This window comes from Streptomyces sp. NBC_00252, assembly GCF_036187565.1.
Taxonomy (GTDB): Bacteria; Actinomycetota; Actinomycetes; order Streptomycetales; family Streptomycetaceae; genus Streptomyces.
The window spans coordinates 1,417,337-1,441,007 of record NZ_CP108087.1 but is presented as its reverse complement, the minus strand read 5'-3'; the positions used below and the strand labels follow the sequence as shown (position 1 = coordinate 1,441,007).

Annotated in this window: 13 protein-coding genes; 3 read left to right on the top strand and 10 right to left on the bottom strand. The window is 72.7% G+C overall.

The annotated features are described in order from the left end of the window. Positions 1-2 precede the first annotated feature (2 nt). The 3 genes from OHT77_RS06310 (at position 3) to OHT77_RS06300 (ending at position 3,928) form a co-directional block, all read left to right on the top strand. A complete protein-coding gene (locus OHT77_RS06310) occupies positions 3-2,093 on the top strand; it encodes an AAA family ATPase (protein WP_328827004.1) in 2,091 nt (696 codons plus the stop codon). Positions 2,094-2,249: 156 nt separating this feature from the next. Beyond that, positions 2,250-2,426, top strand: coding sequence for a hypothetical protein (locus tag OHT77_RS06305; protein WP_328827002.1), 177 nt, complete (start codon positions 2,250-2,252; stop codon positions 2,424-2,426). Positions 2,427-2,626: 200 nt separating this feature from the next. Next, positions 2,627-3,928, top strand: coding sequence for a helix-turn-helix domain-containing protein (locus tag OHT77_RS06300; protein ID WP_328827001.1), 1,302 nt, complete (start codon positions 2,627-2,629; stop codon positions 3,926-3,928). 73 nt (positions 3,929-4,001) lie between these two features. On the opposite strand, the gene OHT77_RS06295 is transcribed toward OHT77_RS06300, so the two are convergent. From OHT77_RS06295 to OHT77_RS06250, 10 genes are all read right to left on the bottom strand, one after another. After that, on the bottom strand, positions 4,002-4,751 hold the full coding sequence (locus OHT77_RS06295) for a class I SAM-dependent methyltransferase (protein WP_328827000.1): 750 nt from the start codon (positions 4,749-4,751) through the stop codon (positions 4,002-4,004). A gap of 98 nt (positions 4,752-4,849) precedes the next feature. Further along, positions 4,850-5,047, bottom strand: coding sequence for an MbtH family protein (locus tag OHT77_RS06290; RefSeq protein WP_328826998.1), 198 nt, complete (start codon positions 5,045-5,047; stop codon positions 4,850-4,852). Positions 5,048-5,200: 153 nt separating this feature from the next. Beyond that, complete coding sequence (locus OHT77_RS06285; RefSeq protein WP_328826997.1) at positions 5,201-6,283, bottom strand: GntG family PLP-dependent aldolase; 1,083 nt, start codon at positions 6,281-6,283, stop codon at positions 5,201-5,203. Further along, positions 6,270-7,793 carry an argininosuccinate lyase gene (argH, locus tag OHT77_RS06280; RefSeq protein ID WP_328826996.1) on the bottom strand — a complete coding sequence of 508 codons (1,524 nt, stop codon included), beginning with the start codon at positions 7,791-7,793 and terminating at the stop codon, positions 6,270-6,272. The genes OHT77_RS06285 and argH overlap by 14 nt, the downstream gene beginning before the upstream one ends. Then, positions 7,790-9,022: an ATP-grasp domain-containing protein gene (locus tag OHT77_RS06275; RefSeq protein WP_328826995.1), complete on the bottom strand. Its 1,233-nt coding sequence runs from the start codon at positions 9,020-9,022 to the stop codon at positions 7,790-7,792. Before OHT77_RS06275 ends, argH begins: the two co-directional genes overlap by 4 nt. After that, a complete protein-coding gene (locus tag OHT77_RS06270; RefSeq protein ID WP_328826994.1) occupies positions 9,019-10,077 on the bottom strand; it encodes a pyridoxal-phosphate dependent enzyme in 1,059 nt (352 codons plus the stop codon). Before OHT77_RS06270 ends, OHT77_RS06275 begins: the two co-directional genes overlap by 4 nt. Beyond that, complete coding sequence (locus OHT77_RS06265) at positions 10,052-11,059, bottom strand: GHMP family kinase ATP-binding protein (protein WP_328826992.1); 1,008 nt, start codon at positions 11,057-11,059, stop codon at positions 10,052-10,054. Before OHT77_RS06265 ends, OHT77_RS06270 begins: the two co-directional genes overlap by 26 nt. Before the next feature lie 113 nt (positions 11,060-11,172). Continuing rightward, complete coding sequence (locus tag OHT77_RS06260; RefSeq protein ID WP_328826991.1) at positions 11,173-15,180, bottom strand: non-ribosomal peptide synthetase; 4,008 nt, start codon at positions 15,178-15,180, stop codon at positions 11,173-11,175. After that, positions 15,177-18,491: a non-ribosomal peptide synthetase gene (locus OHT77_RS06255; RefSeq protein WP_328826990.1), complete on the bottom strand. Its 3,315-nt coding sequence runs from the start codon at positions 18,489-18,491 to the stop codon at positions 15,177-15,179. Before OHT77_RS06255 ends, OHT77_RS06260 begins: the two co-directional genes overlap by 4 nt. Next, on the bottom strand, positions 18,488-23,518 hold the full coding sequence (locus tag OHT77_RS06250; RefSeq protein ID WP_328826989.1) for a non-ribosomal peptide synthetase: 5,031 nt from the start codon (positions 23,516-23,518) through the stop codon (positions 18,488-18,490). The genes OHT77_RS06255 and OHT77_RS06250 overlap by 4 nt, the downstream gene beginning before the upstream one ends. Positions 23,519-23,671: the final 153 nt, after the last annotated feature.

The following is a 23,671-nucleotide window of genomic DNA, read 5'->3' as shown; positions in this document are numbered from 1 at the left end:
ACATGAACCCGCACAGCGCTCCGGCGCCCCGGCGGCCGGCTGCCGATGCCCCCGTCCGCGACCGAGAAGAGACGTTCCTGCGCCGCTTCATCGGCCGGGAGAGCGAACTGGCCCGGTTCCGTGCCGCGCTGGACCAGCCGCCCGGCACCCTTCCGGTGCTCGCCCTGCACGGCCCCAGCGGCATCGGCAAGACCCAGCTGCTGCGCCGGTTCGCCGTCGAGGCCCGGCTGCGGGGACGGTTCGTCGTCGAGGTGGACACGGCACGCACCGGACCCGCCAAGGAGGCGTTCGCCGCCGCGGCAGACGTCCCGCGCACCGGCCGGCCGGTGCTCCTCGTGGACGGCGCCGACCGGCTCGGCCCGCTGGAGGACTGGTTCAGGGATCGCTACCTCACCGGACTGCCGCCCGGCTCCCTGGTCGTGCTCGCCGGCCGCGAGCCGCCGGGACTGCGCTGGCGCACCGACCCGGCCTGGGCCGACACCCTGCGCGTCGGACGCCTGGACCGCCTGTCCCGCGGCGAGTCGGGGCGGCTGCTCCAGGACGCCGCGCCCGGCAGCATCACCGCCCGCTCCGCCCGGCTGGCCTTCGCCGCAGGCCACCCCCTCGCCCTCCGCCTCGCCGCCCAGGGCCCGGACGTGCCGCCCGGGGACGAGTGGCGCCCCGAGCCCGAGGCTGTCGCCGAACTCCTGGACCGGGTGGTCCACCCGGTCCCCTCCGCCCTGCACCGCAAGGCCCTCGACATCTGCGCGCACGTCCCCGAGACCACCGAGGACCTGCTTCGGGCCTTCCTGCCGGAACAGGCCCACGAGGTCTTCGACTGGCTGCGCCGTCAGTCCTACGCCACCAGCGGCCCCGCCGGACTGCGGCTGCTGCCCGTCGTAGCCGAGGCCCTGGACCGTGATCTCGGCTGGCGCGCACCCGACGCCTACCTGTCCCTGCACAAGGCACTGCGCGCCCACTTCCAGAACCTGATCCGCACCCGCCCCGAGCCGGTCTCGCTCGGAGCGGCGAGGGCCTTCAACCACATCCAGACCCGCGGCCGGCGCTTCCCCGCACTCGGCCGCGACGAACACACCGCCACCGCGGCCGATCCGGTGTACGAGACCACCTGCGACGCCGAGGACCTGCCCGCCGTCCGCGAACTCGCCCGCGAACGCCTCGGCCCGGAGGGCGTGGCCGCCGTCGACTTCTGGCTGCACCGCAGGCCGCGCGGTTTCCGGATCTACCGCAGCGCCCGCACCGGCGAGGTCGTCGGCGTGCTGTGCCTGCTGAACTTCGACCGGTGGGACGCCGTGGAGACCGCCCTCGACCCGGTGGCCGCCGCCGTCCGCGAGCACGTCGAGTCGTACCGGGAACTGCGCCCCGGGGAGCGGGTGAACCTGGTGCGGTTCACCCTGCTGCGCCGTCGCCCGCACGAACTCGTCGCCGCCTCCGCGTGCATGCTCGCCCGCGTCACGCGCGAGCTGCACGTGCAGGACCGGCTCGCCTGGACCTTTCACACCTGGAGCGGTGACGGCCTCCACGATCTGCTGGAGTACGCCGACTTCCGCCGCCTGCCCACCGCGCCGCAACTCGCCGCACAGAGAGTCACGTTGTTCGGACACGACTGGGGGACCACAGGAATGAACGAATGGTGCGATCTGCTCGACGACCACATGTTCTTCGGTCCGCGCGCACCCGGCATCACAGGACTGCCGCACACGACCGTCCTGTCCCGTGCGGCCTTCGACCGGGCCGTCCACGATGTGCTGCGCGACTGGCACCAGCCCGAGCGGCTGGCAGGCAACCCGCTGCTGCACGCCGCGTTCGTCGCCCGGCGCTCCGGCGACCCGGAGGAGAGCCTGCGCCGGCTCGTCCTGCGGGCCATCGAGTCCATCGACCAGGACCCCCGGGCGAAGGGCCAGCGAGCCGCCGTCTGGGGGACGTACGTCAAGGGCGGCAGCACCCAGCAGGCGGTGGCACGGGAACTCGCGCTGTCCTTCAGCACCTACCGGCGCTATCTCAAACGAGGTCTGGAACGCGTGTGCTGGCACCTGTGGGAGCAGGAGGTGACGTACGCCGCGCAGGCCGCCGTTCCCTCCTTCACGGCCTAGGCGCGCACCTCGGCCCGATAGGTGCGGACGCGAGAATCCGCAGGCCACAGCGGCTATCCGCGAGGGATAGCGACGGCAAAGTGGCGTGATTGCAGCGATCCCTAACTTTCCTTCCAGAAGCCCGGCAGGGGGCTGACGGAGAGGAAGGAAGCCATCATGAACAGCAGCTTCGCACCGGTCGTGAGGCCCATGAGGGCCGCAGTCGTCATCGTCACCGCGGCCGCCGCCCTCCTGGGCGCGGCGGTGGCCGAGACCGCGCCGCACCCGCAGCGGACGGCGAGCGTACTGGCCGACGACGGCTCCTCCACGGACAACACCAACCCCTGGAGCTGACGACGCGCCGGCCGGGGGCCGGGCGCCGACGCGGAAGCCACCGCGAGCGCCCGACCCGGCCGCGTCGGCGTCCGAAGAGCACCCGGCGGCAGTCGGCGATCTCCCTGGACGACACCGGCGAACGGCACCCGGCGACCACCTCGGACGGCGTCCGCCCACCGGTTCCACCAGCACCTCGCAACGGCCCACCGGAGCAAGTCATGAACGACATCCGATCCCGGCAGGACCTAGGGGCCCGGCTGAGAGACCACCGTCAGCGCGCCGGACTCACCCAGCGGCAACTCGCGGACCTCACCACCGTGAGCGTGCGCGCCATACGCAACCTGGAGCAGGGCAAGGTCCTGTCCCCCCGGCTGGACACGGTCCGGCTGCTGGCGGACGGACTGCGGCTCGGCCCCGCCCAGCGCGAGACACTGCTGGACGCGGTCCGGCGCCGGCCCGGCACCGCCGACCACTCCGGGGAAAGCGGCTGCGGCCCCATGCCGTGGCTCGTCCGGGGTCGGCTGATCGGCCGGGACGCCGAAGTCGCCGCCCTCACCGACCTGTTGGCCCAGCCGGGCGGACGGCTGGTGTCCGTGGTCGGCATAGGCGGAGTCGGGAAGTCGCACCTGGCCGCCGAGGCCGTGCGCCGTGCCGCGGCCGACGGCACCCGGGTGCTGTGGCGGGGGCGCGGCGAGGAGATACCGGTCGATGAACTCGCCGGGCGCGTACCGGGGGAGAAGACGGTCCTGGTACTGGACGACGCCGAGCCCACGGGCGACGCCGGCCGGCTCGGCGCGTTGATGAGCGCCCACCCACGGCTGCGCATCCTGGTCACCGCCTGTTCGCCGTGCGGCGTGTCCGGCGAGCAGGTCCTGCGCCTCGCCCCGCTGCCGGTGCCCGCCCCCGGCGCCGAGTCGGACCCGGAACTGCTGGCCCAGGTGCCGTCCGTACGGCTGCTGTGCGAGCACATCCGCGCCGGCAACCCCCTCTTCCGGCTGGACGAGTCCGACGCGGCGGTCGTCGCGGAACTGTGCCGGTGCCTCGACGGACTGCCCCGCGCGCTGGAGTTCGCCGGCCGCTGGACCCTGGTCCGCGCCCTGGCGGAACTGCTGGCCGAAGTGAAACGCAGCCCGTTCGGCCTGACCGCCCCGCCCATGACCGCCGAACCCGCACGCGACCTGATGGTCCGCCTGCGCCGCACCCTGGGCCGGCTCAGCCCGGCCGGGGTGTCCTTCCTCGCCACCGTCGCGCGCGACCACCGCAGCTGGTCGGTGGCCGAAGCCGCGGCGGCCGTCGGGACCTCCGGCGCGGACGCCGCCGTCATCGTCTTCACCCTGGTGACCTACGGCCTGGTACGGCCGGAGAGCCCCGGGGGCGAGGAACCGCGGTTCTCCGTGCTCAATCACGTCCGCCATCTGTACGCCGAGGCGCGCCGGGAACCCCGGCGCTGGGGCGCGGCGGTGATGCACCGCATCGGGCCCGAGGGCCGCGTCCACACGGTGGCGGTGGGCGAGAGCTGACGAGTGGCGATGGACTGTGACCCGCCGGGTGCCACCGGCGGGTCACAGTCCATCGCCACTCGTCGGTCCGGCGTCAGGTCAGGGTGAGGACGACACCGTATTCCGCGCCCTGCCATTCGGCCTCGGCCAGCTGCCAGCCGGTGCCCTCGGTCAGCTCTTCGAGCTCCGGCAGCGAGGCGAACAAGTAGTCGTACCAGTCCGTCACCAGGAGCCGGTGACGCAGCCGCAGCCGCATCTGGCCGCTCATCCGGCCCTGCCGCTGGTTCGCCGCGAGATACTCGGCGTGCTGGGCCCCGTCGAGCAGATACGGGTCCATTCCCGTCCCGACGATCCGCGCCCCGGGCCGCGCCAGCCGGGCCAGCGTGCTCAGCAGCCGCGGAGCGTGCTCCCGGCTCTCCAGCAGGCCGAGGTTGCGGCCCAGCAGCAGGAAGGTGTCGAACCGGGCGTTCTGCGGCAGGTCGTCGACGGTGCCGAGGAACGTCTCCGCCAGCCCGCGGCGCCGGCACACGTCGAGCGCGTCGGCCGACACGTCGAGGCCCACGATCTCGCCGCCGCGGTCCTGGTGGGGGACAGCGAACCGGCCCGCCCCGACCCCGATGTCCAGGACCTGGCCGCGGAACCGGGCGAAGGCCCAGCGGTCCAGCTCGGGCCAGGCGTCGGGGCTCGCGAAGAAGCCTACGGCGTCGTAGCCGCTGATGTATCCGTCGTCGCGTTCACAGATCTCGAAGTAGGTGTCCCGCGGCAGCCCCGCGGTGTGGCAGTCGAGCAGGAGCTGCCCCCATGCGTCGGCCGTGCGGGGCATGAGCGGCTGGGCCGTCGTCATCCGTGAAGTCCTTTCCGGGCCTGTGTCCTGGTCCTGGTGGTCGGGTGCGGAACGGGGGTGCCGGCGGACCGAGGTCTGCCGGCACCCCCGTTCCGATGTCAGGCGGCGGTGGCGGAGCGCAGGCTCAGCGGGCGCATGTCGGTCCAGGTGCGCTCGATGTGGTCGAGGCAGTTCTCCTTCGGACCGCTGACGCCGACCGCGCGCCAGCCCTGCGGGATGTCCCGGTCGGCGGCCCAGACGGAGTACTGCTCCTCGTCGTTGACGACGACGAGCCACTGCTGGGAGTTCTGCTGCATGACGGTTCTCCGATCGTGTGGTGGAACGGTTTCAGGGATGGGTTCGTACGGGTGGAGTGGATGGAGCGGGTGGTTGCGGTGGTGCGGATGAGGCGTGGAGCGGTCGGTGGGAAGGAGGTCGTCGGCACATGACGGGCGGGGTCGTGGAAAGGGTCAGGCGGCGGCGGTCCGCGGCAGCAGGAGCTCCTGGAAGACCGCCAGCGCGCGATCGACGTCGGCGTCGTCCACCCCCGCGTGGGTGACGGCCCGGATGCGGCCGTGGCCCAGCTCGGCGAGGCGTACGCCGTCCTCCCAGGCCCGCTCGATGAACCGGGCCTGGGTCAGACCGGGAGCGTCGATCCGGAAGAAGACCATGTTGGTCTCGACCGGCTCCACCACCACCCCGGGCAGCGCGGCCAGTCCCTCGGCCAGCCGGCGCGCGGTGGCGTGGTCGTCGCCGAGGCGCAGCGTCATCTCGCGCAGCGCGACCAGCCCGGCCGCGGCCAGCACCCCGGCCTGCCGCATGCCGCCGCCGAGCATCTTGCGGATGCGCCGGACCGACCGGACGAACTCCGCGCTGCCCGCGACCATCGAGCCGACCGGCGCGGACAGCCCCTTCGACAGACAGAACTGCACCGAGTCCGCGTAACCGGCGATGACGTGCACCGGCACACCGAGAACGAGCGCGGCGTTGAAGAGACGGGCCCCGTCCAGATGCACCGCCACCCCTCGGGAGCGGGCCAGCGCCCGGACCTTCGCCAGGTACTCCAGCGGCAGTACCCGCCCCCCGCAGCGGTTCTGCGGGTTCTCCACGCAGAGCACGGCGGGCAGCGCGAACTGCGGGTCCTCGGGATCCTCCGGGAAGCCGGCCTCGAGGTCGGCGAGCGCCATGGTCCCGTCGGTCCGGTTGGGCACCGGCTCGACGATCACGCCGCCGCAGTAGGAGGCACCGCCGGCCTCGTAGACGTAGATGTCGGACTCGGCTCCCGCGAGGGCCTTGGTGCCGCGCGGGCAGTGGGCCAGCAGAGCCGCCAGGTTGCCCATGGTGCCGCTCGGCATGAAGCAGGCGTCCTCCATGCCCAGCAGCCGGGCGGCCAGCTCCTCCAGCTCACGCGCGGTGGGGTCCTCGCCGTAGACGTCGTCGCCGAGCGGTGCCCTGGTCATCTCCGCCAGCATCCGAGGTGTCGGCAGGGTGAAGGTGTCGCTGCGCAGTTCGACGACGGGTGCCGGGGCGGCGCCGCGGTCAGTGCTCGTCATGGAAGTCCTCCTCGGAATCGGGTGCGGCGACCGCGGCGGTGTGCCGCGTCCTGCTGTGCACCTGCGACACGGCGGTCCACAGGCGCTCGTCGGCCTCGCCCCAGCGGGCGGTCTCCTTGGTCAGCCGGGCGCGGTGTTCCTCCCAGCGCAGGGTGAGCGGCTCGTGGCAGCGGCGGAACGAGGCCGGACCGGGGCCGCCGCCGAACTCCGCCGCCCACCACACGGCCTCCGGCCTCAGGTCCGCGGACCCGCCGGCCGGCAGGTGGCCGTTCGCCTCCAGGGCCGCGCCGAGCGAGTCGGTCCGTCCCTCCACGACGGCGAGGGCGGCCTCCCCGACCTGGTGATGGGCCCGTCGGAACGGCACCCCCTGGCGCACCAGCAGCTCCGCGGTGGCGGTCGCGTGGGTCAGCCCCGCCGTCGCCCGGTCCGCCATGGCCCCGGGCACGGGCCGGGCCCCGTCGTAGGCCAGCCGCAGGATCTTCACCGCGTCGATCGTCGCGTCCAGCGCCGGCATCACATGGGTCATCGCCTCGGTGCCGACCGCGATGGAGTTGGTGAACGGAGTACCCCGCATCGCGCTCGCCGCGGCCATCAGCCCGCCGAGGGCGGCGGCCGACTTCCCCTGCACGTGCTCCAGGACGAACGCGTTGCGCTTCTGCGGCATCATCGAGCTGGACCCGACCAGCCCGTCGGGGATCGTCACCAGCCCGAATTCCGCGCTCGACCACATCAACAGATCCAGCGCGGCCCGGTCGAGGGTGACGCCGAGGACCACGGCCGTCGACAGCAGCCGCAGCGCGGTGTCCCGGGTGGCGATGGCGTCCACCGAGTTGCGCACCGGCTCGCCGAAACCCAGGAGGTTGGCCGTGCGCCCCGGGTTGATCGGCACCGTCGTCCCGCCGATCGACCCGGCGCCCAGCGGGCACCGCTCCAGCAGCTCCCCGGCCTGGGCCAGGGCGCGGGCGTCCCGCTCGAAGGCCTGCGCCAGCCCGAGCAGGTAGTGGCCGTAGGTGACCGGCACGGCCGCCTGGAAGTGGGTGTAGGCGGGCATCAGCACCTCGCGGTGCTCATGGGCGCGTTCCAGCAGCACCCGGCCCAGTTCGGCCAGCTCCTCCGACAGCCGCCGGTACGGTTCGCGCAGCGCCAGCTGGAGGCAGGTGACGCCGAGGTCGTTGCGGGAGCGGCCGGTCTGCAGGACACCTCCCGTCTCGTCGCCGAGGATGTCGATCAGATGGGACTCGTAGGCCAGGTAGAGGCCGCGCGGGGCGGGCACGGTCTCCAGTGCCCGGTAGTCCTCCTCGCGCAGTTCGGTGATGGCCGCGAGCAGGGTGGACGCGGTCTCGGCTGCGACGATCCGGCGCTCTGCGAGCATCACGACATGGGCGAGGTCGACATGGGTGATCCGGTCGAGTTCGGCCTTCCAGGCGAGCCGTGGTGGGTCCCGCCGCTCCAGGAGCATGCGGCGGATCTCGGGGGACGCGGCGCTGCGCAGGCGGCCTGAGTCCGTCATGCCGGCACCCCCTGACGGGCCACCAGGGACGGGGCGATGTGGCCCACGGCCTCCTCGGCGGCGACGGCGGCCTCGGCGGCGGTCGCGCCGCGGGCCAGTACGTGTCCGATCCGGTCGCGGAAGTCACCGCTCACGGTGATCTCCGCGCCCGGCTCCCGGTACATCTCCACGTCGACCACGCCCGGGACCGCGCAGGCCCGCGCCACCCCGTCGACACCGCGCAGCCGGCCGCTCCCGGCGGGCACCACGAACCGGATCGCGGCGCCCCGCGCCGCGGTCACGGCCACCGGGGACGGGAGTCCGCTGAACGCGGCGACCGTGGCCAGGATCAGGTCGGCGCCGGTCGCCTCCCGCACCAGCCGGGGGATCCAGCCGCCCGCCAGCCGCGGGTTGACCTCGATCAGGACCGGACCCGCGGGGCCGAGGCGCAGCTCCACGTGGGCGGGGCCGATGCCGATGCCGAGCGCTCGTACGGCCGCCTCGGCCGCCTCGGTGACCGCCTCCCGCGCGGCCGGGGCCAGGGCGGCGGGGAAGTCGTGCCCGGTCTCGACGAACAGGGGCTGTGCGCCGAGGTGCTTGGCGGTGATCCCGGCCACGGTGCCGTCGAGAACCTCCGCCGAGTACTCCGCGCCGCGCACGAACTCCTCGACCGTGACCCGGCGCGACACGGCCCGGCCGCGTTCGTCGGACCCGCGGGAGAACAGGGCCCGGGCGTGGTCGGCCGCCTCCTCGGGGTCCGCGCACAGCAGCACGCCGAGGCTGCCGCTGCCGGTGACCGGTTTGACGACCACCGGGTAGCCGGTCTCCGCCGCCGCGGCCAGGACCTCATCGACCGTGCCGGCCACCGTGAACCGGGGCACCCTGACCCCGGCCGCGGCGAGCCGGGCCCGCTGGGTGCCCTTGTCGCGGACCCCGGCCAGGTCGGCGGGGGAGTTGGCCGGCAGGCCGAGCGCGACGGCCGCCGCGGCGGCCGTCTCCACGTAGTAGTCGGAGCTGGTGGCGACACCCGCGACCCGCCGCCCGACGGCCAGGCCGCGGCATGCCTCGACCACCGCCCGCACGTCGTCGGTGTCGGTGCGGACCACCTCGGCGCCGCCGACCGACGCGTACCGGGACGGGTCGGCGGCCAGCAGTACCGGGTGCAGGCCGAGCGCGCGGGCGGCCGCGGGGAACAGCCGGCCCGTTCCGGTGGTGTTGCTCTCGACGAGGACGAACACGTCCCGGGTCATACGACCGCTCCTTCCGCGAGGGCGACGACCTCGTCGCGGGTGCGCCGCTGCCAGGAGTACCGGGACCAGCTGCCGGCGGCCTGGGCGGGGTGGTCCAGGGTGCGCGGCGCCGCAGGCGGCGGGGCCAGGAAGCCGTTGCGGCTCAGCCACACGTCGTTGTGCACGGTGTTGGTGTAGCGGTGGCCCTCGTCAGGGAAGAGCGCCATCACCCGCAGCTCCGGATGCCGTTCGGCGTACCACCGGGCCACATGGTGCGCGGCGCCGCTGGTCGGCCCCATGTACAGGGCGTGCTCGGCGTGCAGCCGCCGCGTCGCGGTGAACGCCGTCCCCGCGTCCAGCCAGTGGATCTCGTCGAACAGCGTGTGCTCCAGGACCGGCGGTATCAGCCCGTTGCCGAGACCTCGCAGCTGCCGGGGACCGGCCGGCGCGCCGAAGAGCACGCTGCCGGGCGTGTCCACGCCGATCAGCTTCAGCTGCGGGTTCAGCGCCCGCAGGAACGAGCCGATCCCGGACGACGATCCGCCCGAGCCGACCGGGCAGACCAGCGCGTCGAACGTGCCCATGCTCTCCAGCAGGAGTTCGGCGACCGCACCGTACGACACCGGGTTCAGCGGATTGTCGTACTGGCCGGGGGTGTAGTAGGAGCCGAGCCGGGACTGGATGCGGGCCACCCGGTCCAGACGGGCCTGCTGCACCCCGCGGGTGCGCAGTTCGGGACCCGAGACGATGCTCACCTGGGCACCGAGCGCCTTCAGCCGACGGCGCAGCGGCGGCTCGATCGCCGGGTCCCCGACGAGGACCAGGGGGATGCCCTTGAGCCGGCACACCATCGCCAGCCCGAGCCCGAAGGTGCCGGACGTGGTCTCCACGACCGTGGTGCCCTCGGTGAGCTCGCCGGTCTCGATGGCACTGGTGAGGATGAACTGCGCGGGCAGCAGCTTCATCAGATGGAAGGCGGCCCCGTACACGTTGGGCCCGACCTGGATGACCTTGGGCAGGACGTGGCCGTCGACCACGCTCGTGAACGCCCTACGACTGGTGTGCGTACGCGACATGTGTCTCGCTCCCGGCTGTGTAGCGCCAGTGGTCGGTGATGCGCAGCTCCGCGAGCCGGCGGGCGGCCAGCGCCGTGCGCTGTTCCAGTCCCGGCTGGTGGGGTGCGAACAGGAGGGCGGCGACCGTGCCGCTGTGGGCCACCTGCACGCCCAGTGCCTCGGTCTCCTCGGCGATCTCCAGCACCCGGTCGAAACGGGGCACCGGCAGGAACCGCTGATTGATGCGGGCGCTCGCGGTGGAGATCCGGCCGAGCTCCCGGTGGTCGCCCCGGGCCACGGCCCGACGCATCAGGCCCCGCAGGGCGCGGAAGCACTCGATCTCCCAGGCGGTGTACCGAGCGCGCGGCAGTGCCAGGGTGTCGATCTCCTTGTCCGCCGAGGAGAAGCCGACCACCGTGAGCGGCGGCACCGGCCGGTGGAAGTCCTCGATGACCGCACCCTCGCGGTGGGCGAAGAGCAGCATCCGGTCGAAGTAGATCAGGGGGTCGGTGGCCGCCTCGGCGGCGACCGCGATCCGGGCGATCCGCTCCGGCGCGAGGTTGCGGCCGGCCGCGGCCAGCACCGCCAGGATCGCCGCGGTCACGTCGCTGGTCGACGAGCCGAGGCCGCGGCCGACGGCGACGTCGCCCCGCATCTCCAGCTCCCCGCCGTAGTCGCCCATGCCGAGCACCTGCAGGGTGGTGCGGGCGGCGTCGAGGGCCTTCGTCTTCCACCGCGGGGTGACCGTGAGTTCCGGCTCCCAACGGCTCAGCCGCACGGTCGCGTTGCTGGCGAACAGCGGGCAGGGCAGCGTCACCAGACCACGGCGGAGTCTGCCGTCGTCCTCGAACACCCCCTGGAGCAGTTCACCGTGGTGGCTGGGGGCTGTTCCGGTGCCGATGAGCACGCCGTGCTCCAGGTGCGGCGGCACCGGCTTCGTCTGTACCTGGCCGTGCGTGTCCTGTACGGACAGCACGTCCTGGCTCTGCACGCCGATCTTCACCTACGCCTCCTCGGACGTTCGGGTAATGGAGGTCACGCGTTCCGCCACGCGGGCGGCGGGGGCCGGGCGAGCGAGGCCGTGCGGGCCCCGCGTCCGGCGGACTTCGTACCTGGTCAGGCGTCCGCGCGACCGGCTGGGCGGTCCGCGGTCTGATGCGGACGGACGATCTCGGCGATCCGCGCGGCCAGTTCGGCGACGTTCGGCGGGTGCACCATGTCGTGGTGGTTGCCCGGCACCGGGACGGTGGAGACCCGGCCGTGGGTCAGAGCCCGCCAGGCGTCGGGGTCGACGTCGGGGCTCTTGAGGGTCGGGTGGGACTCGGAGACGGTGAGCAGGTGGACGTCCGCGTGGACCACCGCGCCGGGCCGGTAGCGGCCGGCGGCCTCCCCGTTGGCACGGGCGACCTCGACCATGCGGCGTACGGCCGTCGACTCGATCCGGTCGGGCAGGCGGCCGGCCTGGTGGGACTGGCGGACCAGAGCGGCGATGAGCGCGTTGTCGTCGAGCTCGTCCATCTCGTCGGACGACAACCCGGCGTCGGCCCCGAACCGGGACAGCACGTCCTCGTCGCCGACGAGGTCGGCCGAGCCGGGTACCGGCGAGTCCAGCAGCACCAGCGCGCCGACCTCGCGGCCCGCCCGCTCCAGGCGCACCGCCATCTCGAATGCCACCACACCGCCGAACGACCAGCCGCCCAGCAGCACCGGGCCCTCGGGGGCCAGTTCCACTATCTCGGCGAGATAGCGCTCGGCGATCTCCTCGACGGTGCGCAGCGGGGCCGCGTCCGTGTTGTAGCCGACCGCCTCGACGCCGTACAGGTCGACACCGCCCTCCAGTTCCCGCGCCAGGCCCATGTAGGAGCTGACGCCGCCGCCGTGCGGATGGACCAGGAACAGCGGCGACCGGCCGGCGGGTGAGGCCGTCGACAGCGGGACCAGCAGCCGCTCGGAGACCGCGGTCAGTCCGGGGAGCGCGCCGCACAGGGCCTCGATGGTGGGCGACCGGAAGAACGTGCTCAGCGGCACGCTCACGCCGAGCTCCCGCCGTACCGCCTCGACCAGTTCGAACGCGCTGAGCGAGTTGCCACCGGCGGCGAAGAAGTCGTCCCGCACACCCACCGGGGACCGGCCGAGGACCCGCTCGCAGATCGTGGTGACCCGCAGCTCCAACGAGTCGCGAGGTGCGACGGACCCGGTGGCGGCCTCGGCGGCCGGCTCGGGCAACTGCTTGCGGTCCACCTTGCCGTTCGGCGTCAGCGGCATCCGCTCCAGACCGACCAGCACGGCCGGGACCATGTACTGCGGCAGGTGCTCCCGCAGGAACGCGCGCAGTCCGGGCTCGTCGGGCTCGTCCCGCCAGGAGACGTAACCGACGATCCGCCGTGCCATGTCCTCGCCCGCCGTGATCACGGCGGCCCGGTCCACCGCGGGGTGCCGCTGGAGGACCGACTCGATCTCGCCGAGCTCGATGCGGTGGCCGCGGATCTTGACCTGGGTGTCCTCCCGGCCGATGAACTCCAGCCTGCCGTCGGGCCGCCTGCGGGCCAGGTCACCGGTGCGGTAGAGCCGGTCGCCGGCCCCGAACGGGTCCGGCACGAACCGCTCCGCCGTGAGGGCGGGCCGCCCGGCGTAGCCGCGGGTGACACCCGCGCCGCCGATGACGAGTTCGCCGACGGCGCCGATCGGCACCAGCCGCATCCGGTCGTCCACCACGTGCGCCTGGGTGTTGGCGATCGGCAGGCCGATCGACACCGGCTCCCCGGGAGCGTCCGGGGCGATCAGCTGAACGGTCGAGTAGACGCTGGTCTCGGTGGGGCCGTACACGTTCCACAGCCGGGACACCCGCGGTGCCAGCTCCTGGGCGAGTTGCGCGGAGAGCGCCTCGCCGCCGGTGACGGCCTGGACGGCGCCGCCCTGCCAGCCGCTGAGCAGCAGCAGATGCCAGGTGGCCGGCGTCGCGGCCATGACCGTCGTGCCCGACTCCGACACGATCCGGGCCAGGGCGGCGCCGTCGGCGGAGGTCTCCCGGTCCACCAGCACCACCTTGGCGCCCCGGACGAGCGGCACGAACAGCTCCAGCACCGCCGCGTCGAACGCCACGGTGGTCACCGCGCACTGCACGTCGTCGGCGGACAGGCCGAGGGTACGGCCGATGTCCACGACGAAGTTCACCAGGCCGCGGTGCGGGACCATCACGCCCTTGGGCCGGCCGGTCGAGCCGGACGTGTAGATCACGTACGCCAGGTCGTCCGGACGGACCTGTACCGTCGGCGCGTTCCCGGCGGGCTCCCTCGCGGCCCTGCCCACGTCGATGACTCGCACGTCCGGGGCCGGGTCCAGCCGGGCCGCCAGCTCCGGGCGGCACAGGAGCAGCCGGGCGCCGCTGTCGGCCAGCACGTACGCCAGCCGCTCCGGCGGGTAGTCGGACTCCAGGGGCAGATAGGCCGCGCCCGACTTGAGAACGGCCAGCAGCGCCACCAACAGGTCCGGGGAGCGCTCGACCATCACGCCCACCGGGGCGTCCTGGCCCGCGCCCTCCGCGCGCAGCACGGCGGCCAACGCCGAGGCCCGCCGCACCAGTTCGGCGTAGGTGAGCCGCTCGCCGTCCAGCCCTTCCACGGCGACCGCGTCCGGGGTCAGGACGGCCTGCCGGTCCACCAGGTCCGGCACGAGAAGGGGCGACTCGGGGTCGGCGGTGTCGTTCCAGTCCGACAGCAGCAGCCGCTCCTCCTCGGGCGCCAGCAGTGCGAGGTCGCCGATCCGGGTGTCGGGCCGCTCGACCGCGTGCGCCAGGATCCGGCGGTAGTGATCGGCGAACCGGGCGACCGTGCCGGCCTCGAACAGCTCGGTCGCATAGGCGATCAGCACCTCCATCCGCCGGCCCCGGGTCACCACGGTGACGTCCAGGTCGAAGCGGGCGGTGTCCGCCTCGACCGGCAGCGACCCGGCCGAGACCTGGGGCAGGCGCAGATGCGAGGCCTGCTCCTCGACCAGGTTGAACAGCAGCTGGAACAGCGGGTTGCGGCTCAGGTCGCGCTCGGGCCGCAGCTCGTCCACGAGCACGTCGAACGGCACGCCCTGGTGCTCGTACGCCTCCAGGGTGGTGCCCCGGACCCGGGACAACAGCTCGGCGAAGGTCGGGTTGCCCTCCAGGTCGGTGCGGAGCAGCACCGTGTTGACGAAGAACCCGATCAGGCCCTCGGTCTCCTGGAGCGTACGACCGGACATCGGCACGCCGATGGTGACGTCCCGGCTGCCGGAGTGCCGCGACACCAGCGCGGCGAACGCCGCGAACAGCACCATGAACGGCGACACCCGGTACCTCTGCGCGAGCTCCCGCACGCCGTCGGCGACCGCCGCGTCGATCACGTGCGAGACCCGGGCGCCCGCACTGCTGCGCACCGCGGGCCGGGCCCGGTCGCCGCGCAGCTCGGTCGGGGTCGCCCCGGCCAGGGTCCGCTTCCAGTACTCGACCTCGGCGGCCGCCTCGGGTGTCTCCAGCTGCCGCGCCGCCAGGTTCGCGTAGTCCGCGTACTGGATCGGCAGCTCGGGCAGCTCCGGACGGCGCCCCGCGGTGAACGCCGCGTAGGCCTGCGAGAGTTCCTGCCAGAAGATCTGCATGGACGTGGCGTCCACGGCGATGTGGTGCACGACCACGGTGAACAGGTAGCGCTGCTCCGGGAGTTCGGTGAGCCGGGCGCGCAGCCAGGGTCCGGCGGCCAGGTCGAACCGGCCGTCGATGTCCGCGTCCCGCAGCCGGTACGCCTCCTCGTACGCCGGCCCGATCGACAGATAGCTCAGATCGGTCCGCTGGAGCCGTACCGTCGACGCCGGTTCCACGCGCAGCCGCGGTCCGCCGGCGGCGTCCTGCACCACACGGGAGCGCAGGATGGTGTGCCGTTCCACGACCAGCCCGAGGGCGGCGGACAGGGCGTCCACGTCGAGCAGTCCGTCCAGTTTGAAGACCTGCGCCATGTTGTACTCGACCAGGTCGGGACGGAGGTGCTCCAGGAGCCACACCCGTCGTTGCGCCGCCGACAGCGGTGCGTCCACGGCGGGACCGGAGCCGGTCCCCCGCCGCGCGGTCTCCACCGCGCGTTCCACGATCGGACTTGTCGTCATAGGGACGTCCTCCCGTCGGCCGTACCGGACACGGGCAGGAGGTGTCCGACCGCTTCGGCCATGGTGTGGATGGTGGGGTTGTCGAAGATGAGGGCGAGGGGGATGTCGGGGGAGAGGGTGGTGCGGAGTCGGGAGACGATGCGGGTGGCGAGGAGTGAGTGTCCGCCGAGGGCGAAGAAGTTGGCGTGGATGTCGAGGTGGGGTTGGTTGAGGACGTCGGTCCAGATGCCGGCGATGAGTTCTTCGGCTGGTCCGTTGGGGTGGGTGGTTGTGGTGTGGGTGGGGGTGGTGGGTTGGGGCAGTGCGCGGTGGTCGGTCTTGCCGTTGGCGTTGACGGGGATGTGGTCGAGGAGGGTGATGGTGGAGGGGATCATGTAGAGGGGGAGTCGGTCGGCGAGGTGGGTGTTGAGGTCGGCGATGAGTTGGTCGTCGGTGGTGGTTGTGCGGTGGGTGGTGATGTAGGCGGCGAGGCGTTGGTCGCCGGGGGTGGGTTCCCATTTGGTGACGACGGCGTCGTTGACGGTGGGGTGGCGGCGGAGGGTGTGTTCGATCTCGGCGGGTTCGATGCGGATGCCGCGGATCTTGACCTGACTGTCCGCACGCCCCAGGAAGACGAGGGAACCGTCGGCGCGCCGGATGCCCCGGTCGCCCGTGCGGTACAGCCGTACGCCGGGCACTTCGGGATGCGGCAGGAAGGCCGCCGCGGTCTTGCGGGCGTCGCCGAGGTAGCCGCGGGCCAGGCCCACGCCGGCCAGATACAGCTCACCGGGGATCCCGGCCGGGACGGGGTTGAGACCCTCGTCCAGCAGCAGCACCTCGTTGTTGGCGATGGCACGGCCCAGCGGGACGTCCGCTTCGTGGTCGTCGGTGGTGCAGGTGTGGCTGGTGGAGTCGATGGAGACTTCGGTGGCGCCCCATTGGTTGTGGAGGTGGGCGGGGGTGTGGGCGAGTCGGTGGTGGAATTTGGTGACGAGGTCGGGGCGGAGGGCTTCGCCGCTGGAGATGACGTGGCGGAGGTGGGTGAGGGGTTGGCGGGTGGGGGTGATTTCGTCGAGGAAGAGGCTGAGCATGCTGGGGACGAAGTGGAGGGCGGTGATGTGGTGGGTGTTGCTCCAGTCGGCGATGGCGCGGGGGTCGCGGTGGAGGCCGGGGGGGAGCATGACGACGGTGGCGCCGGCGATGAGGGGCCAGAGGATTTCGACGGCTGAGTCGTCGAAGCTGAGGACGGTTTTGTGCAGGACGGTGTCGCCGGGGTTCAGGGGGTATTGGGCCTGCATCCACTGCATGCGGTTGGTCCAGCCGGCGTGGGTGGAGGCGACACCCTTGGGAGTGCCGGTCGAACCGGACGTGTAATAGACGGAGACCAGATGGTCACCCCGGACTCCGCTGTCGGGGGCCTCCGGGGACGACTCGGTGAGCGTCCCGGGACCGCAGTCGAGCACGGCGCACCCGGCCCCGGCCCCGTCGTGGGCGCCGGCGAGCAGGGCCACCCGCTCCGCGTCCGCGCAGACCACCGGGGCGCCCGCGTCGGTGAGCACCTGGACCGCGCGGCCGATGGGCAGGTCCGGGTCGAGGGGGACGAAGGCGCCGCCTGCTTTGAGGATGGCCAGGAGGGTGACGGTCATCTCGGTGGAGCGGTCCATCCAGAGGCCGACGGGGGTGTCGGCGACGACTCCGGCGTCGCGCAGCCGGGCGGCCAGGTGGTTGGCGCGGCCGATGAGGTCGGCGTAGGAGAGCGTGGTCTCGGAGTCGATGACCGCCGGCGCGTGCGGACTCGCCGCGGCCACCGTGTCCACCAGATCCGTCAGCAGACCACCGGAGAACTCCACCCGCTCACCCAGCCCTGCGGCGAGCAGTCGCTCGCGTTCGCCGGCGTCGACCATGCCGACGCCGGAGACGGGACGGCCCGGCTCGGCCAGCGCGTTGCGCAGGAAGGTGACGAAGTGCCGCATCAGCCGGCTGATCGTCGCCGGCTCGAACAGGTCCGACTCGTAGTAGGCGATCCCTGAGAACGTGTCGCCGGAGCGCGTGAGGGCCACGTTCAGGTCGAACCGCGACTTTCCGTCGACCAGTTCCAGCCGCTCGGTCGCGAGACCCGGCAGCACCAGGTCGTCGGTCTCCTCGTCGCCCAGCGCGAAGAGCACCTGGAACAGCGGGTTGCGGCTCGGGTCCCGCTCCGGCTGGAGCTCCTCGAGCAAGGCCTCGAAGGGGAGTTCCTGATGCTCGTAGGAGGCGAGGGTGTTCGCGCGGGTGCGGGCCAGCAGTTCCTCGAACGACGGGTCGTCGGCCAACTCGGTGCGGATCAGCAGGGTGTTGACGAAGTAGCCGATCAGCCCGTCGAGTTCGGGACGCTCCCGGCCGGCGATCGGCGTACCCAGGGTGACGTCCCGGGTCGCCGAGTGCCTGGCGAGGACCACGCTGAACGCGGCCGTCAGCGTCATGAACGCGGTCGCGTTGTGCTCCCGCGAGAAGCGGTTGACCGCCGCCCCCAGCTCGCCGTCCACGGTGAACGAGAACTGGGAGCCGTTCCCGGTCCGCACGGCGGGCCGGGGCCGGTCCGTCGGCAGTTCGTCGGCGCTCGAACCGGCCAGCAGCTCCCGCCAGTGCTCCAGCTGGTGTCCCAGCCGCTCGGGCGTCTGATGGGCCCGGCTCCACGCCGCGTAGTCCCCGTACTGCAGGGGCAGCGGCGGCAGTTCGGGCTCGCGGTCCGCCGCCAGGGCCGTGTAGGCCCGGGACAGTTCGGACCACAGCACCCGCATCGACGTGCCGTCGATCGCGATGTGGTGGACCACCAGTACCAGCAGCGCGTCGTCCTCGGCCAGCCGCGCCACGGCGACCCTGAACACGGGTCCGTCGGCCAGCGAGAACGGCTCACGCATCAGTTCACGGGCGAACTCCACGCCCGCCGCGTACCGTTCACCGGCGTCGTTCCCTACGACGTCGTGGACCAGCACCGGGACCGGCGCGGCCGGCAGCACCCGGGGGACGGGGGCGCCGTCCCGCTCGTCGAAGACCGTCCGCAGCACCTCGTGCCGGCCGGCCACCACCGTGAAGCTCCGGGCCAGCACATCGGTGTCGAGCGCGCCCCGGACCCTGATCACGGTGGACGTGTTGTATCCCGGCATCATCTGCTCCAGGAGCCACATCCGCTCCTGCGAGTACGACGCCACCCGCGCGTCCGGTCCGGCCACCGGAATGGCCGTCACCGCCGCGTCGGCGCGCTGGGCGGCACGAGCGCCGAGGAGCAGCGACCTGACCTGCGCGCGCCGCGCCTCCTGCGGGTCCGCCTGAGGAGTCGTGCTCGTGGTCATGAGTGGCTCCTCTCGACGGTCGCGTCCCCGGCCAGGTCCGTCTCCGGCTCGCCGACCGCGTCCAGCAGCAGGTTCTCCAGGGCGGTGGCCATGGTGTGGATGGTGGGGTTGTCGAAGATGAGGGCGAGGGGGATGTCGGGGGAGAGGGTGGTGCGGAGTCGGGAGACGATGCGGGTGGCGAGGAGTGAGTGTCCGCCGAGGGCGAAGAAGTTGGCGTGGATGTCGAGGTGGGGTTGGTTGAGGACGTCGGTCCAGATGCCGGCGATGAGTTCTTCGGCTGGTCCGTTGGGGTGGGTGGTTGTGGTGTGGGTGGGGGTGGTGGGTTGGGGTAGTGCGCGGTGGTCGGTCTTGCCGTTGGCGTTGACGGGGATGTGGTCGAGGAGGGTGATGGTGGAGGGGATCATGTAGAGGGGGAGTCGGTCGGCGAGGTGGGTGTTGAGGTCGGCGATGAGTTGGTCGTCGTCGGTGGTGGTTGTGGGGTGGGTGGTGATGTAGGCGGCGAGGCGTTGGTCGCCGGGGGTGGGTTCCCATTTGGTGACGACGGCGTTGTTGACGGTGGGGTGGCGGCGGAGGGTGTGTTCGATCTCGGCGGGTTCGATGCGGATGCCGCGGATCTTGACCTGACTGTCCGCACGCCCGAGGAACGTCAGCCTGCCGTCCGGTCGCCGCATGCCGCGGTCGCCGGTGCGGTAGAGCCGTTCGCCGTCGCCGAACGGGTGGGGGACGAAGGCGCCGGCGGTCTTGCGGGCGTCGCCGAGGTAGCCGCGGGCCAGGCCCACGCCGCCGAGGTAGAGCTCGCCGGGGACACCGTCGGGTACCGGGTTGAGGTGTTCGTCGAGGATCAGTACCTGGTTGTTGGCGATCGCGCCGCCGAGGGACACGTCAGCGGCGCCCTCGTCCTCCGGGACACACGTGTGGCTGGTGGAGTCGATGGAGACTTCGGTGGCGCCCCATTGGTTGTGGAGGTGGGCGGGGGTGTGGGCGAGTCGGTGGTGGAATTTGGTGACGAGGTCGGGGCGGAGGGCTTCGCCGCTGGAGATGACGTGGCGGAGGTGGGTGAGGGGTTGGCGGGTGGGGGTGATTTCGTCGAGGAAGAGGCTGAGCATGCTGGGGACGAAGTGGAGGGCGGTGATGTGGTGGGTGTTGCTCCAGTCGGCGATGGCGCGGGGGTCGCGGTGGAGGCCGGGGGGGAGCATGACGACGGTGGCGCCGGCGATGAGGGGCCAGAGGATTTCGACGGCTGAGTCGTCGAAGCTGAGGACGGTTTTGTGCAGGACGGTGTCGCCGGGGTTCAGGGGGTATTGGGCCTGCATCCACTGCATGCGGTTGGTCCAGCCCGCGTGGGTGGAGGCGACACCCTTGGGGGTACCGGTCGAACCGGACGTGTAATACACGGAGATCAGGTTGTCCCCGGTGACACCGTTGTCCGGCGCCGTGGGCGAGGACGTGGTGAGGGTGCCCGGGCCGCAGTCCAGGACCGTGAGCGCCCCGGGCGCCCCGGCCGCCAGGGACTCGGCACGCCGGCCGTCCACACAGATCACCTGGGCGCCCGCGTCCGTCAGCAGGGTCGTCACCCGGCCGACCGGCAGGTCCGGGTCGAGCGGCAGGAAGGCGCCGCCTGCTTTGAGGATGGCCAGGAGGGTGACGGTCATCTCGGTGGAGCGGTCCATCCAGAGGCCGACGGGGGTGTCGGCGACGACTCCGGCGTCGCGCAGCCGGGCGGCCAGGTGGTTGGCGCGGCCGGTGAGGTCGGCGTAGGAGAGCGTGGTCTCGGAGTCGGTGACCGCCGGTGCGTGCGGACTCGCCGCGGCCACCGCGTCCACCAGATCCGTCAGCAGACCACCGGAGAACTCCACCCGCTCACCCAGGCCACCGCCGAGCGGCGCCCGTTCGCGATCCGCGTCGGCGCGTGACTCCAGTCCGATGCGGTCCATCGGCCGCTCCGGGTCGGCGACCGCCGATCGCAGCAGGGTGATGTACTGGTCCACCATCCGCCGCATGGTGTCCTCGTCGAAGAGTGACGAGGCGTACTCCCAGATCAGCGTGATGCGGTCGCGGTCCGGGTGGTCCTCACGGCCGGCCCGCTGCTGGGCCCGGGGCACCACCACGATGTTCATGTCCATCTTGGACGAGCCGTTGTGCCGCTCCAGGACGGTGCCCCGCACACCCCCGAACTCCAGTTCGGGGACGATGGCGTTGTGGAAGCTGAACATCACCTGGAACAGCGGGTTGATGGACGGCACCCGCGGCGGGGCGACGGCCTCCACCAGCCGGTCCAGGGGCACGTCCTGCCAGTCCGACGTCTCCACCAGGACATCGCTCACCCGGCGCCGGAGACTCTCGAAGCCCGGGGAGCCCGAGGTGTCGAGTCGCAGCGGCAGGGTGTTCACCACCATGCCGAGCATGCGCTCGGTCTCCGCGAGCCTGCGGTTGGCGGCACCTGTGCCCACCACCAGGTCGCTCTGGCCCGAGTAGCGGCTCAGCAGGGCGGCGAAGCCCGACAGCATCGAGGCGAACAGCGTCACCCCGGAGCGCTCGCTGGACTCCCGCAGCGCACGGCTGAGTTCGGCCGGCAACTCCACCCGCAGAGCCGCGCCGTGGAACGACGGGACACGCGGCCGGGGCCGGTCCGTGGGCAGGTCCAGGACGAGCGGCGCGTCCTTCAAGTGGCCCTTCCAGTACTCCAGATGACGGTCCAGGACCTCGTCGCGCATCCAGGCGCGCTGCCAGGCGGCGAAGTCGGCGTACTGGATGGGCGGTTCGGGCAGAGGCGACGGACGGCCGGCCGCCAGCTCGGGGTAGATCGCCCGGATCTCGTCGAGGAGCACGCCGAACGACCAGCCGTCGTGCACGAAGTGGTGCTCCACCTGGACGAGCGTGTGGTCGTCGGCCGCGTGGCGGATCAGCAGCCAGCGGGCCAGCGGCGGGTCGGTGAGCTCGAAGGGGCGCCGGATGGTGTCCTGAACCACTTCCTCCGTACGGCGCTCCCGGTCCGCCTCCGGCACGTCCTGGAGGTCGACCACGGGCAGCCGGACCGGCATCGGCGGACGGACCTCCTGCATCGGGACCCCGTCGAGCGTGGAGAACGCGGTGCGGAAGATCTCGTGCCGGCGGACCACCTCGGTGATCGTGGCGCTCAGCGCCTCGGCGTCGAGCGGGCCGCGCAGCCGGATGGTGGCCTGGGCGTTGTAGGCGAGGTTGCCGGGGGAGAGCTGCTCCAGGAACCAGATCCGCTCCTGCGGGAAGGACAGGGGCAGCGGTCGGTCCCGGGGCACCCGGACCACCGGGGGGAGCGCCGGCGCGCTGCGGCCCAGCCGGTCCAGCTCCGCGGCCATCCGGGCCACCGTGCGCTGCTCGTAGATGCTCGATATCGGCAGCTCGGTGCCGAACTCCGAACGGACCCGTGCCGCGAGGCGCCCGGCGAGCAGCGAGTGCCCGCCCAGCAGGAAGAAGTCGTCGTCGACACCGACCCCGTCGATGCCGAGGAACTCCGCGGCGATGTCGGCCAGTCGGCGCTCTGTCTCGGTGCCGGCCTCGGCACCGCCGTCGCCCAGCCCCAGCGACGCGCGGTCCAGGGCGGGCAGCGCGGCGCGGTCCAGCTTGCCGTTGGGCAGCAGCGGCAGCCGGTCGATCAGCGCGACCGACGGCACCATGAAGTGCGGCAGCCGGCCGGCGGCGAACTCGCGCAGCTCCAGTGGTTCCGCCGCCGGCGCCACGGCGTAGCCGACCAGCCGGTCCTCGTCGCCGACCCGGCCGACGACCACCGCGACGTCCTGCACGGCGGGGTGCTCGCGCAGCACGGCGGCGATCTCGTCCAGCTCGATGCGGAAGCCGTTCAGCTTGACTTGGTGGTCGATGCGGCCGATGAAGTCCAGCTCGCCGTCGGGCGTCATCCGCACCAGGTCGCCGGTGCGGTAGGCCCGTTCGCCGGGTGCGTCCGGGTCCGGCACGAAGCGGTCGGCGGTCAGGGCCGGCCGGCCGATGTAGCCGCGGGCCACTCCCTCACCGCCGACGACCAGTTCACCGGGCTCGCCGGGCGCCACCGGGCGCAGCGACTCGTCCAGGACGTGGAGGCGCATGCCGTCGATGGCCCGGCCGATCACCGGCTTGTCGCCGCCCGGCGCGGTCCGCGAGACCGAGGCCCACACGGTTGTCTCGGTGGGGCCGTACGCGTTGAACATGGCGCGGCCCGGTGCCCACCGGTCGACCAGCTGTTGGGGGAGGGCTTCACCCGCGCACACGATCGTCTCCAGGTGCGGCAGTTCCCGCTCCGGGACCATGGCGAGCACGCTCGGCGGCAGGGTGATGTGGGTGATCCGGGTGTCGGCGAGGAAGTCGCCGAGGCCGGGACCGTACAGGACGTCGCGGCGCGGCGGCAGGACCAGGGTCGCGCCCGAGCACAGTGCCATGGCCAGCTCGAAGACGGACGCGTCGAAGCTGGGCGAGGCGAACTGAAGCACTCGGTGGCCCGGGTTGACGGTGAACGTCGAGCGCTGGGCGTCGGCCAGGTTGGCGAGCCCGCGCTGGGTGAGCGTCACGCCCTTGGGACGGCCGGTGGAGCCCGAGGTGTAGATGACGTAGGCCGCGGACTCCGGGCGCAGCCGGGGCAGCGGGAGGGGTTCGGCGGGCGTCGTGTCGTCGGCGGGGTCGGCGAGCGGGATGCCGAGGGAGCGCAGCCACCCGGGCGCGTCGGCGTCGGCGATCACCAGCATGGCGCCCGAGTCGCCGATCATGTACGACAGCCGGTCGGCCGGGTAGGAGGGGTCCAGCGGGAGCCAGGCGGCGCCGGCGCGGGCGACGGCGAGGACCGAGGTCACGAGGTCGAGGGACGGTTCGAGGAGCACGCCGACCGTTGCCCCCGGACCCACGCCGAGGGAGCGCAGCCGGGCGGCCGAGGCGGCGGCGCGGGCGTCGAGTTCGGCGTAGGTCAGGTGCCGGTCGCCGAACTCCGCCGCGGGGCGGTCGGGGGTTGCTGCTGCTTGCCGGAGGAACTTGTCGAGGAAGTGTCCGGAATCTGCTGAGGTCACGGAAGTCTCCATGAGGGGCGGTGACGGACGGGCGAGGACCAGGGGACGGGGGCGACTTCGGCCGGCCCGGGGGTCTGCCGAAGTGCGCCCGCCGTCCCGGTCGCCCTGCTTCGGCGGTTGCGGGCAGACGCGGGCGGACGTCCGGAAAACGGG